At 73.4% G+C, this 13,553-nt stretch carries 14 protein-coding genes; 6 read left to right on the top strand and 8 right to left on the bottom strand.

Translation table 11 applies throughout. The annotated features are described in order from the left end of the window. The first annotated feature begins 135 nt into the window (after positions 1-135). Positions 136-567, top strand: coding sequence for an ATP-binding protein (locus ABD317_RS09045; protein WP_344289270.1), 432 nt, complete (start codon positions 136-138; stop codon positions 565-567). A 171-nt stretch (positions 568-738) separates the two neighbouring features. On the opposite strand, the gene ABD317_RS09040 is transcribed toward ABD317_RS09045, so the two are convergent. Further along, the gene (locus ABD317_RS09040; protein WP_344289297.1) at positions 739-1,434 is read right to left on the bottom strand and encodes a class I SAM-dependent methyltransferase; all 696 of its coding nucleotides are present in this window, start codon (positions 1,432-1,434) and stop codon (positions 739-741) included. A 216-nt stretch (positions 1,435-1,650) separates the two neighbouring features. Between ABD317_RS09040 and ABD317_RS09035 the strand changes: the two genes are divergently transcribed. Next, positions 1,651-2,040 carry a DUF6879 family protein gene (locus ABD317_RS09035; RefSeq protein ID WP_344289269.1) on the top strand — a complete coding sequence of 130 codons (390 nt, stop codon included), beginning with the start codon at positions 1,651-1,653 and terminating at the stop codon, positions 2,038-2,040. 7 nt (positions 2,041-2,047) lie between these two features. Beyond that, on the top strand, positions 2,048-2,890 hold the full coding sequence (locus ABD317_RS09030; RefSeq protein ID WP_344289268.1) for a helix-turn-helix domain-containing protein: 843 nt from the start codon (positions 2,048-2,050) through the stop codon (positions 2,888-2,890). A gap of 21 nt (positions 2,891-2,911) precedes the next feature. Here the strand turns inward: ABD317_RS09030 and ABD317_RS09025 are convergent, their stop codons facing one another. From ABD317_RS09025 to hppD, 3 genes are all read right to left on the bottom strand, one after another. After that, on the bottom strand, positions 2,912-4,333 hold the full coding sequence (locus tag ABD317_RS09025) for an FAD-binding oxidoreductase (RefSeq protein ID WP_344289266.1): 1,422 nt from the start codon (positions 4,331-4,333) through the stop codon (positions 2,912-2,914). 58 nt (positions 4,334-4,391) lie between these two features. Beyond that, positions 4,392-6,515: an acyltransferase family protein gene (locus tag ABD317_RS09020; protein WP_344289265.1), complete on the bottom strand. Its 2,124-nt coding sequence runs from the start codon at positions 6,513-6,515 to the stop codon at positions 4,392-4,394. 72 nt (positions 6,516-6,587) lie between these two features. After that, on the bottom strand, positions 6,588-7,733 hold the full coding sequence (gene hppD, locus ABD317_RS09015; RefSeq protein WP_344289264.1) for a 4-hydroxyphenylpyruvate dioxygenase: 1,146 nt from the start codon (positions 7,731-7,733) through the stop codon (positions 6,588-6,590). Between the two features lie 124 nt (positions 7,734-7,857). Between hppD and ABD317_RS09010 the strand changes: the two genes are divergently transcribed. Beyond that, on the top strand, positions 7,858-8,337 hold the full coding sequence (locus ABD317_RS09010; protein WP_344289263.1) for an Lrp/AsnC family transcriptional regulator: 480 nt from the start codon (positions 7,858-7,860) through the stop codon (positions 8,335-8,337). 22 nt (positions 8,338-8,359) lie between these two features. Here the strand turns inward: ABD317_RS09010 and ABD317_RS09005 are convergent, their stop codons facing one another. From ABD317_RS09005 to ABD317_RS08995, 3 genes are all read right to left on the bottom strand, one after another. Then, positions 8,360-8,866 carry an FBP domain-containing protein gene (locus tag ABD317_RS09005; protein WP_344289262.1) on the bottom strand — a complete coding sequence of 169 codons (507 nt, stop codon included), beginning with the start codon at positions 8,864-8,866 and terminating at the stop codon, positions 8,360-8,362. 87 nt (positions 8,867-8,953) lie between these two features. Further along, positions 8,954-9,709 (bottom strand): S16 family serine protease, encoded by a 756-nt coding sequence (locus ABD317_RS09000; RefSeq protein WP_344289296.1) that lies wholly within the window; start codon positions 9,707-9,709, stop codon positions 8,954-8,956. A 436-nt stretch (positions 9,710-10,145) separates the two neighbouring features. Continuing rightward, entirely contained in the window at positions 10,146-10,805 is a 660-nt protein-coding gene (locus ABD317_RS08995; RefSeq protein ID WP_027754325.1) for a helix-turn-helix domain-containing protein, read from the bottom strand. 308 nt (positions 10,806-11,113) lie between these two features. Here ABD317_RS08995 and ABD317_RS08990 point away from each other — a divergent pair, with 308 nt between their 5' ends. Then, complete coding sequence (locus ABD317_RS08990; protein WP_344289261.1) at positions 11,114-12,214, top strand: GlxA family transcriptional regulator; 1,101 nt, start codon at positions 11,114-11,116, stop codon at positions 12,212-12,214. 94 nt (positions 12,215-12,308) lie between these two features. On the opposite strand, the gene ABD317_RS08985 is transcribed toward ABD317_RS08990, so the two are convergent. Continuing rightward, positions 12,309-12,779, bottom strand: coding sequence for an SsgA family sporulation/cell division regulator (locus ABD317_RS08985; protein ID WP_344289260.1), 471 nt, complete (start codon positions 12,777-12,779; stop codon positions 12,309-12,311). 195 nt (positions 12,780-12,974) lie between these two features. On the opposite strand from ABD317_RS08985, the gene ABD317_RS08980 reads away from it, so the two are divergent. Beyond that, the coding region (locus ABD317_RS08980) for a DUF2510 domain-containing protein (RefSeq protein WP_344289259.1) at positions 12,975-13,553 on the top strand (579 nt) is incomplete at its 3' end.

The raw sequence follows: 13,553 nt of genomic DNA, 5'->3' as shown, positions 1-13,553 counted from the left end.
TACCCGGGTACAACGACACGCACCGGCCGGGGTTCTGGGCATCGGGTCGTACAAAACCCGTCCCCGTTAGTACGTCACGGTCCTGAAGTTCGGCGGCCCTGCCGGTCTTTCGCCGCCTCCCGCCACCGTTGCTCCATGCATCCACCAACCGCCGACGCCACCCACCCCGCCGCCCTCTCCGCGCTCTTCAGCCCCACCCCCCGCGGCGCCCGCCGCGCCCGGCTCCTCGCCGTGCACCAGCTCGGCGAGTGGGGCATCCTCCGTGCCGCGCCCACCGCCCGGGCCGTCGCCGCCGTGACCGCCGAGCTGGCCGCCAACGCGGCCGTGCACGGGCGGTATCCGGGGCGGTACTTCCGGCTGCGGCTGTTCCTGGGGGAGCGCGTCGTACGGGTCGAGGTCTCCGACGCCCGTCCGGAGCGCCCCGTGCCCGCCGCCCCGTTCCCCGCCTCCGGCGGCGGCGGTGGGCGGGGGCTGGTGCTCGTGGCGGCGTTCGCGGAGCGGTGGGGGTGTTTCCAGCCGCATGCCGCCGTCAAGACCGTCTGGGCCGAGGTCCGCCGTCAGGGCTGAGCACCCTGCCGTCCCGGCTCTGGCCGATCGCGTACGGCAAGGGCGGAGCCCTGAAATCGAGAGCCGGGACGACAAGCTGACCGCGCTGTTCGTATGCGCGAAGGTCCTCGGGACGCCCTGCCGGAGTTGCCCGTCCCGGGCCGATGCCGACAGGGCTCCCCCCGCCGCCTGTTATGGGGCGACGCGGGCCTGGACGATCAGCGTGCCCAGATTCTCGGGGTCGGGAGCCTCAAGGACTCGCGTATCGACCTCCAAGAAGCCGTAGTTCATCAGAATGCCGTGCCACATCTCCTCGGAGTATGCCCACCGCCGGACCGGCAGGACCTTGCCCGTGAAGCCGTTGCCGTACATACCTTGAGCGCCGTAGCAGCCGTCGACGGCCGGCGCCTGCGAGAACACCAGGACGCCGCCGGGGTTGAGGTGCGCGCGGATGACGGGCAGGAGACGACGGGGGTCGGTGAACCAGAAGGCGCCCCAGACCGAGTAGATGGCGTCGTACTTCTCCTCGGTGGTGGTCAGGAAGTCCACTGCCTCGCGGAGGTGGAAGCGGGCTTCCTCGATGTCGCCCCAGCGCTCCTCGGCGTGCTTGATTTGGACGGGAGACAGGTCGATCCCTGTGGCATGGATGCCTTTACGGGCGAGGTAGGCGACCTCGTTTCCGCTGCCGCAGCCGAGTTCGAGAGCGTTCTTGGGCTGGCAGAGCAGTTCTTCGGCGGGGCCGTGGTGGTCGTATTGCGTCCAGCAGAATCCTTTGTCGATGGAGTCCTGAACCGAGCCGATCTTCGTCACGGCCCCGGTCGCGTAGCGGTCCCAGTAGCGTTCAACGCTCATGTAGCAACGTTCCTCGTTGGGCTGGTTGTTGAGCATCTGCACCGTCTGACTCCGACGACACCGCACGCTACTCGCTCAGCCCTCTGGCCGGGCTCGTCCTGCCGGTTCTGCCGCCAAACGTGGCGGCCGGGGCCGCCCCGAAAGACGACCCCGGCCTGGTAGTCCCGCCGGTCAGTGGCAGCTCGTCCCCTGGGCGCAGGGGGAGCACTTCGAGGAGTCCCGCTCCCACAGCGGCCAGTCCACCTCGAACCCGTGCTGCTCGACGACGGCCGCGGTTCGCATGACGGTGCCGTCGGACGCGTCTCCGGGCAGGGCAAGACTGTGCGCCGGGTGCGCGTCGTCACGGAGCCGCACTCCCAGTACATCGGGTGGGAACACTCTTTGACGGGGCTCAACATGGAGGCCGGCGAGGACATCCGATGGCTGCCCAGGCACCGCCTGCCCGAAGGGATCACCTTCCCTGTGTCCGGCAACGACTGGTGGCTGTTCGACGACCGGCTCCTCGCCGTGGGCCACTTCGACGCAGACGGCCGTGTACTGGGCTCAGAACTGATCGAGGCCCCCGGTATCGTGGCAGAGTGCGTCCGTGTGCGGGATCAGCTCTGGCCCCTCGCCCTTGCCCACTCCGAGTACAAGCTCTGACCGATAGGTGAGCACCGAAGCACAGGCACAACGAGAAGCATTGGGTGCCCGACTCCGTGGATTCCGCAAGGACGCGGGGTACTCCAGCGGTCGGGCATTCGCCGCGGCGACCGGTTGGCAGGAATCGAAGGTCTCCCGGATCGAGAACGGGCGGCAGAACGCCAGCGAGGACGACATCCGCGTCTGGTGCCGGCTTACCCACGCCCAGGACCAGATCGGCGACCTGATCGCCACCGTCCGGCACATCGAGGAACTGTGGCTGGAATGGCGCCGTCAGCTCCAGTCCGGGGCAGAACCCCGGCAGCGCAAGGCCCTTCCGGTCTACGCGAAGACCAAGGTCTTCCGCATCTGGCACCCCACCGTGGTCTGGGGCACCCTCCAGACGACCGAGTACGCCGCCGAGACCTTCCGCCAGGTCGTCGACTACTACGAGATCCCCGACGACGTGGACGCGGCCGTGGCCAAGCGGATGGAGCGTCAGCAGTATCTGTACAAAGGGGACCGGATCTTCAACGTCCTGCTCGCCGAACAGGTCCTCTACACCAACTTCGGCGGACCCGACGTGATGCGAGGCCAGCTTGATCGCCTCCTCGCCGTCATGTCCCTGCCCCGCATGAGCCTCGGGCTCATCCCGGTGCGAGCGCCCATGCACATCTGGCCGGGTAACTCCTTCTCGATGTTCGACGGCAGGCTTGTTCTCGTGGAGACCTATTCGGCCGAGTTCTCCGTCACGCAGCCCCGTGAGATCGCGCTCTACGCGAAGGCCTTCGACCTGCTGAAGCGGTCCGCCGTGTACGGGCAGTCAGCGAGAGCGCTGATCACCAGGGCTCTCGCACGGCTGGACGGCTGACCACGGGCCGCGCGGTGTCGCTCAGAACAGTTTGCCCGGGTTCATGAGGTCCAGCGGGTCGAAGACCCGCTTGATGTCCCGCTGCAGCTCCAGCCCCACCGGCCCCAGTTCCTTCGCCAGCCACTCCTTCTTCAGCAGCCCCACCCCGTGCTCCCCCGTGATCGTGCCGCCCAGCTCCAGGCCCAGCGCCATGATGGCGTCGAACGACTCCCGGGCCCGGGCCGTCTCGTCCGGGTCGCGGGGGTCGAAGCAGACGTTGGGGTGGGTGTTGCCGTCGCCCGCGTGGACGCAGGTGCCGATGGTCAGGGCGTACGTGTCGGCGATGGCGGCGACGCCGTCGAGGAAGTCGCCGAGGCGGCTGCGGGGGACGCAGACGTCGTCGATCATCGTCGTGCCGGTCATCGCCTCCAGCGCGGGCAGCGCCGCGCGGCGGCCGGCGAGCAGCAGCTCCGACTCCGGCCCGTCCGCCGCCGGGACGACCTCCGTGGCCCCGGCCGCCGTGCACAGGGCGCCGAGGGCGGCGAGGTCGGACGCGGGGTCGGGGGTGTCGAAGGCGGCGAGGAGGAGGGCCTCGGTGGTGTCGGGGAGGCCCATCTTCGTCAGGGCGTTGACGGCCCGTACGGTCGTACGGTCCATCAGCTCCAGCAGCGACGGGACGTGCCCGCCCGCCATGATCCGGCAGATCGCGTCGCACGCCGCCGCCGCGGACGGGAACTCCGCCGCCAGCGCCAGCTGCGGGGCCGGCGCCGGCTTGAGGGCGAGCGTCGCGCCGACCACCGCGCCCAGGCTGCCCTCCGAGCCGACGAACAGCCGGGTGAGGTCGTAGCCGGCGACGCCCTTCGCCGTGCGGCGGCCGGTGGTCAGCAGCCGGCCGTCGGCGAGGACGACGTCGAGGCCGAGGACGTACTCGGCGGTCACGCCGTACTTCACGCAGCACAGGCCGCCGGAGCCGGTGCCGATGTTGCCGCCGATCGTGCAGGTCTCCCAGCTCGACGGGTCCGGCGGGTAGAACAGGCCGCGGGCGGCGACGGCGCGGGAGAGGGCGGCGTTGACGACGCCGGGTTCGACGACGGCGATGCGGTTGACCGGGTCGACCTCCAGGATGCGGTCCATCTTCACGAAGGACAGCACGATGGCGCCGTCGCCCGCGTTGGCCCCGCCGGACAGGCCGGTGCGGGCGCCCTGCGGGACGACGGGGACCCGCAGCGCCGTGGCCGTGCGCATGACGTGCTGCACCTGCTCGACCGTCTGCGGCAGCACGACCGCCGCGGGCGTGCCGGAGGGGCAGAACCCGGCCATGTCGCCCGCGTACGCGGCGGTGACGTCCGGGTCGGTCAGCACCGCCGCCGCGGGCAGGCCGGTGCGGAGTGCGGCCCGCACGGCCTCGTCCCCGGCTGCCCCGTCGTCCCCGGCCGCCTCGTCCCTGACTGGCTGAGCGCTCATGGCTCCAGCCTGCAACGGCTCCCCCCGCCGCGGAACCCCGCCGGGGGGAGCCGCCGCCTCACACCTCCCGCGGCAGCTGCGCGTCCAGCCAGTCCGTCAGCGTCTCCATGTACGAGGCCGTGATGTGCGCCCCGCCGCGGTACACGATGACGTTCCCGATCACCGCAGGGCACGTGCCGTCCTTGCACATCACCGGCTTGGGGTCGATGAGCCCGACCTCGTCGTACTTCGCGTTCGCGCGCGTGCTCACCGGCTCGTACTTGTACCCGTCGGACTCCGGGAACGCGCAGTCCTCAAGATCCCTGAAGGAGCCGGAGACGCAGGAGGGGATGTCCTCGGGCGGGTAGGGGTTGTCGGCGAGGGTCATGACGGTGGCGCCGGTGCCGAGGAGGTCGTCCAGGGTCTTCTCGTAGCCCTTCTGGTGGGCCCGCGCGCCCTCCTCGGCGCTGAGCCGCCGGCCGTCCTCCATGACGGTCTTCGCGTCCCGCGTGCCGGTGAGGATCAGCGCCGGGCTCTCGTCGCCGATGCGCTCCAGGGCGTTCTCGCGCCACTCGTCGCACTCGGTGTACGCGCGCTTCAGCCCGCTGTTGAAGACGGTGACCTGCGCCGGGGTGCAGCCCGCCTTCGTGAGGGTGACCAGGCGCAGGCCGCGCCGTTCTGTGACCTTCTCCAGCGCGGGCGCGTACTGCATGGCGTGCGAGTCGCCGAAGAGGACGACGGTCTCGTCGCCGCCCTCGTCCCCGTACGCGCAGTCCCCGGGCTCGGTCTCCTGCTTCTCGGCCAGGCAGCCGTCGTCGTGGACCTTGCCGCGGTCGTCGACGGCCTGCTCGGGCAGCGGGCGCAGGGCCTTCGCGGCCTTCTGGGGCTGCTCCTCGTCGGCGAGGGCCGCGGCGCCGCGGGCCTGCTCGGGGGAGGCGAGCGCGACCGTCGGGGTGGTCACCCAGGAGCCGGTCGCGACCAGCACGGTCGCGGCGGTGCAGGTGGCGCCGACGGCGAGGGCGCGGGGGGTGGGGAACAGGGCGCGGGCGCGGCGTACGGGCTCCTCCACCAGCCGGTGCGTGAGCGCCGCGGGCAGCGCGGCGGCGGCGACCACGACGACCATCCAGCGGATGGACAGCTCGCGGTCGAGGGCGAGGGGTACGAAGATGACGGCCGGCCAGTGCCACAGGTACCAGGAGTACGAGATCCGCCCGGCGTAGCGCAGCGGCGGGACGGACAGCACCCGGGCGACGGGGTGCGCGGCGGCCCCGCAGCCGGCGGCGATCACGGCGACGGTGCCCAGCACCGGCAGCAGGCCCCACGGGCCCGGGAAGGCGGTGGCGTCGTCGAACCGCAGCCCGGCGTACGCGACGGCCGCCAGCCCGGCCGCCGCCAGCGCACCGGCGGCGAGCCCGGCCGCGGACCTGTGCGGGCCCGTGCCGGGCAGCACGCGGCGCCAGGCGGCGGCGGGGACGAGGGCGAGGAGACCGCCGGCGGCCAGCTCCCAGCCGCGGGTGAACGTCGAGAAGTACGCGACCCCGGCCTCCTCGGCGCTCAGCCGCACCGCGTGCACGAACGACACCGCGGCCAGCGCCCCGAGCGTCACCGCCAGCCGCGCCCGCAGCCCGAAGCGGCCCGCGCGTCCCCGGCGCGCCGCCCGCAGCGACCACAGCACCGCCAGCACCAGCAGCGGCCAGACCAGGTAGAACTGCTCCTCCACCGCCAGCGACCAGTAGTGCTGCAGCGGGCTGGGCGCCGCGTCCTCGGCCGAGTAGTCGACGGCCCGCCCCGCCTGCTGCCAGTTCGTGGCGTACAGCGCCGCGCCCACCGCGTCCTCCGCGACGTTCCTCCGCTCCAGCGGCGGCATCCACTGCACCGCTGCCACGCACACGGCCAGCACCACGACCGCGGCGGCGGGCAGCAGCCGCCGGGCGCGGCGGCCGTAGAAGCGCAGCAGCGACACGGTGCCCTGCCGCTCCGCCTCGCGCAGCAGCAGGCCGGTGATGAGGAACCCGGAGACGACGAAGAAGACGTCCACACCGACGTAGCCCCCGGCCAGCTGCGGGACGCCCGCGTGGTAGAACAGCACCAGGCCGAGCGCCACCGCCCGCAGTCCCTCCACGTCGGGGCGGAACGCCGGGCGACGGCGCTCGTCTTGTTCGGTCTCTCGCGCAGCCTCCTGCTGCTTCCGCTCGATACGCATCACAGTTGCGTATCATCCCGGTCACGTAATGGTCGAGCCGGGGTGGGGGAACGGGTGGGGGTCAGCCGGTGCTCAGAGGTTGCCGCGCTTGTCCTGCTCGCGCTCGATGGCCTCGAACAGCGCCTTGAAGTTGCCCTTGCCGAAGCCCATCGAGCCGTGCCGCTCGATAATCTCGAAGAACACCGTGGGCCGGTCCTGTACCGGCTTGGTGAAGATCTGCAGCAGGTAGCCGTCCTCGTCGCGGTCGGCGAGGATCTTCAACTCCCGCAGCTCCTCGATCGGCACGCGGGTGTCGCCGACCCATTCGCCGAGGGTGTCGTAGTACGCGTCCGGCACGCCGAGGAAGGCGACGCCGCCCGCGCGCATGGTCCGCACCGTGCTCACGATGTCGTTCGTGGCCAGCGCGATGTGCTGCACGCCGGGGGAGTTGTAGTACTCCAGGTACTCGTCGATCTGGGACTTCTTCTTGCCGGGCGCCGGCTCGTTGATCGGGAACTTGACCTTCAGGGTGCCGTCGGCGACGACCTTCGACATGAGCGCGGAGTACTCGGTGGCGATGTCGTCGCCCACGAACTCCTTCATGTTCGTGAAGCCCATGACCTTGTTGTAGAAGGCCACCCACTCGTCCATCTTCCCGAGTTCGACGTTGCCGACGCAGTGGTCCACGGCCTGGAACGTGCGCTGCGCGGGCGGGGTGACCATCGGCTCGGCGGCCGCGTAGCCCGGCAGGTACGGGCCGTCGTAGCCGGTGCGCTCGACGAGGGTGTGGCGGGTCTGGCCGTACGTCGCGATGGCGGCGAGCACCACGGTGCCGTGCTCGTCCTTCAGCTCGTACGGCTCCTCCAGCCCGGTGGCGCCCCGGGCCACCGCGTGCGCGTAGGCGGCGCGGGCGTCGGGGACCCGCAGGGCGAGGTCGACGACGCCGTCACCGTGCTCGGCGACGTGCGCGTCGAGGAAGCGGCCGCGGTCGGTGGCGGCCTTGATGACGGAGGTGAAGACGAAACGGGCGGCGCCGTTCTCCAGGACGTAACTGGCCGTCTCGCGGCTGCCGTTCTCCGGTCCGGAGTACGCGACCAGCTTCATGCCGAACGCCGTGGAGTAGTAGTGGGCGGCCTGCTTGGCGTTGCCGACCGCGAACACCACGGCGTCCATCCCCTGCACCGGGAAGGGGTCGTCCTGCCGGGTCTGCGGAGCGGGCTGATCAATGGTCTCGGTCATGCTCAAAGGGTCTCTCCGGTTGGCAAGGTGTGCAATAGTTGCCGAAATAACTGGACAGAATGACCGGTGAGGCTCGGTGTGCGCCGGGCTATCTGTACAAGCTGACCAACGAGGAGTTCGCGAGATGATCGATCAGCTCGACGGCCGGCTGCTGGAGCTGCTCGCCAACGAGCCGCGCATAGGCGTGCTGGAGGCCAGCCGCCGCCTCGGCGTCGCCCGCGGCACCACCCAGGCCCGGCTGGACCGGCTGCGGTCCGGCGGCGTCATCCGCGGCTTCGGCCCCGACGTCGACCCGGCGGCCCTGGGCTACCCGGTGACCGCGTTCGCCACCCTGGAGATCAAGCAGGGCCAGGGCACGGACGTACGCAGCCACCTCGCCGGGGTGCCGGAGGTGCTGGAGCTGCACACGATCACCGGGCACGGCGACATGCTGTGCCGGCTGGTGGCGCGGTCGAACGCCGACCTGCAGCGGGTCATCGACCTGGTCGTGGGCTTCGACGGCATCGTGCGCGCATCGACGGCGATCGTGATGGAGAACCCGGTGCCGCTGCGGATCGTGCCGCTGGTGCGGCAGGCCGCGGGCGGCGGCCCGGGCGGCGGCTAGGACGGCAGCCCGGGCGGCCGCCCTACGAGTCGGCCGTGACCTTCGCCACGAAGTCCTCCAGGTTGCCCCGCATCCGCGCGACCCGCTCCGCCTCGGTCAGCGACTCCTCCTGGGGCACGGTCCGCAGCTTCGGCTGCCGCCGGCCGCGCAGGTAGAGGGAGCAGGCGAGGTCCGCGCACACGTACACGCCGACCGTGTTGCCCCGCCGCCCGCGCGCGCCCGCCAGCGGGGCCGCGAGCAGGCGGACGCCGGAGGCGGCGTGCGCGGTCAGGCAGAGCTGGCACATGCGGGACCGCACGGCGCTCGCGCGGCCCGCCGCCGGCACGCGCAGGGCGATCCCGAGGGGCCCGTCCGGACGGGGGACGACGAGGTGCGCGCGGAGCGGGGCGCCCGGGTCCACCCAGCCGAGGAAGTCCAGGTCCGCCCAGGGCAGCGCGGCGAAGTCGAGCGGCAGCCTGAGCCGGCCGGCGTCGCCTTTGGTGCAGTTCACGAAGGACGTACGGATCTGTTTCTCGTCGAGCGGTTCCACACCCGCCAACCTAGGGAGACCGCGTACGGACCGCATCCGAATTCCGCGGGCGTACGGGCCGTACGCCCCGGTCCGGGGCCCGGGCCGTCAGCAGCCCGGCACGTCGCCGTCGCCCGACGCCAGCGCCTCCAGCGACGCCACCGCGTCCGACAGCTCCGTCACCGGCACCAGCCGCAGCCCCTCCGGCAGCTCCGACTCCGCGTCGCCGCACTCCGCCTCCGGCACCAGGAACACCGTCGCGCCGTCGCGCTTCGCGGCCTGCGTCTTCAGCGCCACGCCGCCGACCGGGCCGACGGTGCCGTCCGGCTCGATCGTGCCCGTACCGGCGATGACCTCGCCGCCCGTCAGGTCCCCGGGGGTCAGCTTGTCGACGATCCCCAGGGCGAAGAACAGCCCGGCGCTGGGCCCGCCGACGTCGGTGAGGCGCAGCTCGACGTCGACGCCGTCCGGGTCGCGGCCGAGGTGGCGCAGGGCGGCGGTGACGGCGGTGTTCTGGGACTCCCGCATCTGCTCCGCGTTGTACTCCCGGATCTCCTTCTTCGAGTCGCCCACGGGGTACACCGCGTCCCTGGGCATCACGGCCTCGTCGGTGGCGAACCAGCCGGAGGCGATGTCCGCGACCCGCAGCGAGACCTCGGGGCCGGTCGCCGCGATCGTCGTCATCCGCAGCTCGCCCCGGGTGGGGTGCTGCTCCGCCCCGGAGACGGAGATCACGGGGTCGCCGCTGTGCTCGCCGAGCACGTCGGCGGTCATCCCGGGCTGGGCGAGCGAGAACGGCAGCGGGGCGAACGCCGCGGCGGCGAGCAGCCCGGCCACGGGCACCGCGGCGAGCGCGAGGGTCACACGACGAGAGCGCACGGCTCCAATCTACGGTGCCCGCGCCGGGCGGGCGCCGCGGGATCCTCGCCGGGTGGCCCTGTGCGGGATGGGCGGGGCGGGCCGTACGGGAGGGCTGCGGGGTGCCGGCGGCGGCTTCGCCGCGCCGCGGTCGCTCCGCGGCGAAGCCGCCGGGGCAGGCGTGGGGGGCGCCGCGGACGGACCGTGCGTTCCCCTGCACGGAGGGCCGCGGACCCGCGCGGCCGGTCGTTCTCGCGTGGGCACGTGGGCCGTTCGGTGCGTACGAGCCCTGCCGCATCGGCGACGCCGCGCTTCCGCGACGGCCGTCTCGCGTCGCATGTCTCCGCACATGCCACGCCGTGCTGTGCCGGTCCGCCGGTCCCCGCCGGTCCCCGCCGGTCCCCGCCGGTCACGCCGTGCCCGCGCGGGCTCAGCGCAACGCTCAGCGCAGCGCCCGGGCGACCTCTCGCGCCGCCGAGACCACCCGCGGGCCCACCTCGCCGGGCACGATCTCGTGCAGCATCACCACGCCCACGCTGCCCTCTATCCCGGACACCCCCAGCAGCGGCGCCGCCGCCCCGCTCGCGCCCGCCTCCAGCTCGCCGTGGGTCAGGGCCAGCGCCAGCTCGGCGTCGTTCTCGCCGGCGCCCGGGCCGAGGCCGCGGCCCTTGAGTATCGCCCGCCCCGCCGCGCCCTGGTCCAGCGCGTGCCGGAAGCCGGCGCGGTAGGCCACGTGGTAGTCGGTCCAGCTGGGCTCGACGACCGCGACGGCCAGCGCCTCGCTGCCGTCGACGAGCGTGAGGTGCGCCGTGGCGCCGACGTCCTCGGCGAGCGAGCGCAGCGCCGGCAGCGCCGCCTCCCGTACCAGGGGGTGCACCTGCCGGCCCAGCCGCAGCACCCCGAGCCCGACCCGCGCCCGGCCGCCGAGGTCGCGGCGGACGAGGGCGTGCTGTTCCAGGGTGGCGAGCAGGCGGTACACGACGGTGCGGTTCACGCCGAGCTTGTGCGACAGCTCGGTGACGGTCAGGCCGTGGTCGGTGTCGGCGAGCAGCTTCAGCACGCGGAGTCCACGGTCGAGGGTCTGGGAGGTCTCTGCGGGCACGCCGCCTCCTCAAGTGATGTGCGGCCCTTCCCGCGCCGGTGCACCTGTCCCGTGCAGCACCGGCGTGCGAGCCGCCGGTCGCAGGTGGCACCGGCTGTCGTTCCACGGCGGCTCTGCCGCGGAACTCGGAGCCCCGCCTCCGCCTCCGCGACGGGGGTGTCCGGCAACCTAGCGAGCGGCACCGCTCAGCGGAAGACCCCGTCCAGAATCCGGTCAGGATCTTCTGCGCCGGGCGCCACGCGCGACCGTTGCGCGCGGCGCAATGACCGTGAAATGGCCGGATTAACCCCACATGAAAGAATCGTGCCATGACCGGCTCCCCGAAGAACGCCGCCGACGCCGCCACCGGCCCGCCGCACCGCGTCGCCGTCCTCGTACGGGACGGCGTCATGCCCCTCGAACTCGGCCTCGTCCACCAGCTGTTCGGCTCCGCCGAGACCGCGGGGCGGCCGCTGTACGAGGTCGTCACCTGCGCGCTGCGGCCCGGCCCGGTGCGTACCGACGCCGACTTCACCGTGCACGTCGGGCACGGCCCCGAAGCGCTGGACGACGCCGGGTCCGTGGTGGTGCCCGCGTCGCACGCCGCGGACGCCCTGGAGGGCGCCCCGGACGGCACCGGGCACGGCGAGCCGTCGCCCGCGCTGCGGGCGGCCCTCGCGCGGGTACGCCCCGAAGCGCGCGTCGCGTCCGTCTGCACCGGCGCGTTCGTGCTCGCCGCCGTGGGCCTGCTCGACGGGCGGCGGGCCACGACGCACTGGAAGTCCGCCGAGCTGTTCCGCCGCCGCTTCCCCGCCGTACGGCTCCAGCCCGACGTCCTCTATACCGAGGACCGCGGCGTCCTCACCTCCGCGGGCGAGGCCGCCGGCATCGACCTGTGCCTGCACATGATCCGCACCGACCACGGCGCCGCCGTCGCGGCCGACGTGGCCCGCCGCACCGTCGTGCCCCCGCACCGCGACGGCGGCCAGGCCCAGTACGTGCCCCGGCCGGTCGCCGAGCCGGAGCTGACCACCACCGGCCGGGCCCGCGCCTGGGCGCTGGCACACCTCGACCGGCCCGTCGCCCTGCGCGAGCTGGCCGCGCGGGAGTCGATGAGCGTACGGACCTTCAGCCGCCGGTTCCGCGAGGAGACGGGCCTGACGCCGCTGCAGTGGCTCACCCGGCAGCGCGTGGAGCGGGCGCGCCAGCTGCTGGAGGAGACCGACCGCAGCATCGACCGGGTCGCGGCCGACGCGGGCTTCGGCACGGCGGCGTCGCTGCGGCAGCACATGCACGCGGCGCTGGGCGTCTCGCCGACCGCGTACCGCGGCACGTTCCGCGGCCCGGGACAGCTGCCGGCGGGCGCGGCGGAGACGGCGGAGACGGCGGAGACGGCAGGGACGGCAGGGACGGCAGGGACGGCAGGGTAACCGGCGGCGCGCCGCCCGCCGGCCCCGGGCCCGCGGGCGGGGCAGCACCGGCGGGGGCGCGCCCCGCGGCGCCCCCGCCCGGCACACCCGGCGCTCACGTGTCGCCGGAGTCGTCCGACGGCCACGGGTCGCTCAGCCACAACTCGTCCCGCGCCGCCGGGCCCAGCAGCTCCCGCAGCCCCTCGTCCAGACCGAGCTGCGCCGTCTCCGTACCCGGGGGCACGGCCCGCAGCGTGCGCTCCAGCCAGGTGGAGACCGCCGCGGCCGGCGCCTCGATCAGCGCGTCCCCGTCCGAGGCCGTCAGCGCCAGGCAGATGACGCTCCCCGCCCCGGACTTCGTCGGCCAGACGCGCACGTCCCCGTGGCCGCACGGCCGGAACACCCCCTCCACCAGCAGCTCGCGGGCGAACGACCAGCTCACCGGCGCCGCCGAGCCGATGTGGAAGCTGATGTGGACGGCGTACGGGTCGGTCGACCGGTACGTCAGCCGGGACGGGACCGGGATGCTTCTCTCCGGCGACAGCACGAGCCGCAGCTCCAGCTCACGTTCCACCACGGTCTGCATGGTGTGGCACCTCTCTTGTCGGATCTCGTCGGATCTCGTCGGACCTCGCGCAGGTCTTCACGGGCCTGCACGGGGAGAGAGGGCGAAACCCCCGGGCTCTTACGCGACTTCCGCAGACTTTCTGACAAGTCTCTAAAGGCGGAACGGGGACGAGGCGGACCCGGCCGTCGGCGGCTTCTGGTACATGTGGACCTCATGAGCGCCCCGACACCACCCTCCGGCGGCGGGATCCCCGGCCCCGGTTACTACCCCGACCCCTCCATCCCGGGCTACGTCCGGTACTGGAACGGTGCGGCGTGGGTCCCCGGCACCAGCCGCCGCGCGCAGGAGGGCGAAGAGCACCTGGTCGCGCCGGCGGAGCACGCGGGCGCGGACGGTGCGGAGACCCCGGCGCCCGCCGGGCCGGCCGGCCCGGGCCCGGCTGGTCCGGCTGTGAGCGAGACCGGGCCCGTCTTCCTCGACGAGGAGGAGCCCGAGGACGCCGTGCCCGTCGCCCGCGGGCGGCACGCCGCGCGGGGCGCCGGTGCGGACGACGCGCCGTCGGACGTACGGGACGCCGCGGATGCGGCGGCCGCTGGTACCCCCTCGGACGCGGAGGGCGCGTGGCAGGCGGTGGACGTCGCGGAACGGGCCGGTGGCCGCGTCGCCTGGGGCGCGCAGGAGCGGCAGGACCCGCCGGCCCTCGCGGTGCCGGCCGAGCTGGGCGGCGGGTCCTGCCGCGCCTGCGCGCCGTCCTCGCCCCGAAGGTCGACGCGGCCCTGCACCTCCACCGCG

Source organism: Streptomyces synnematoformans, from assembly GCF_039531005.1.
In the GTDB taxonomy this organism is placed as follows: domain Bacteria; phylum Actinomycetota; class Actinomycetes; order Streptomycetales; family Streptomycetaceae; genus Streptomyces; species Streptomyces synnematoformans.
Note: the sequence above shows the minus strand (reverse complement) of the source record. Positions and strands in the feature narration are given on the sequence as shown.

Excerpts from the sequence above, each read along its gene's own strand:
- ABD317_RS09025 (WP_344289266.1), bottom strand. The coding sequence starts at position 4,333 with ATGAGCGCTCAGCCAGTCAGGGACGAGGCGGCCGGGGACGACGGGGCA.
- ABD317_RS09045 (WP_344289270.1), top strand. The coding sequence starts at position 136 with ATGCATCCACCAACCGCCGACGCCACCCACCCCGCCGCCCTCTCCGCG.
- ABD317_RS09040 (WP_344289297.1), bottom strand. The coding sequence starts at position 1,434 with ATGCTCAACAACCAGCCCAACGAGGAACGTTGCTACATGAGCGTTGAA.
- ABD317_RS09020 (WP_344289265.1), bottom strand. The coding sequence starts at position 6,515 with ATGCGTATCGAGCGGAAGCAGCAGGAGGCTGCGCGAGAGACCGAACAA.
- ABD317_RS08985 (WP_344289260.1), bottom strand. The coding sequence starts at position 12,779 with ATGCAGACCGTGGTGGAACGTGAGCTGGAGCTGCGGCTCGTGCTGTCG.
- ABD317_RS08990 (WP_344289261.1), top strand. The coding sequence starts at position 11,114 with ATGACCGGCTCCCCGAAGAACGCCGCCGACGCCGCCACCGGCCCGCCG.
- hppD (WP_344289264.1), bottom strand. The coding sequence starts at position 7,733 with ATGACCGAGACCATTGATCAGCCCGCTCCGCAGACCCGGCAGGACGAC.
- ABD317_RS09010 (WP_344289263.1), top strand. The coding sequence starts at position 7,858 with ATGATCGATCAGCTCGACGGCCGGCTGCTGGAGCTGCTCGCCAACGAG.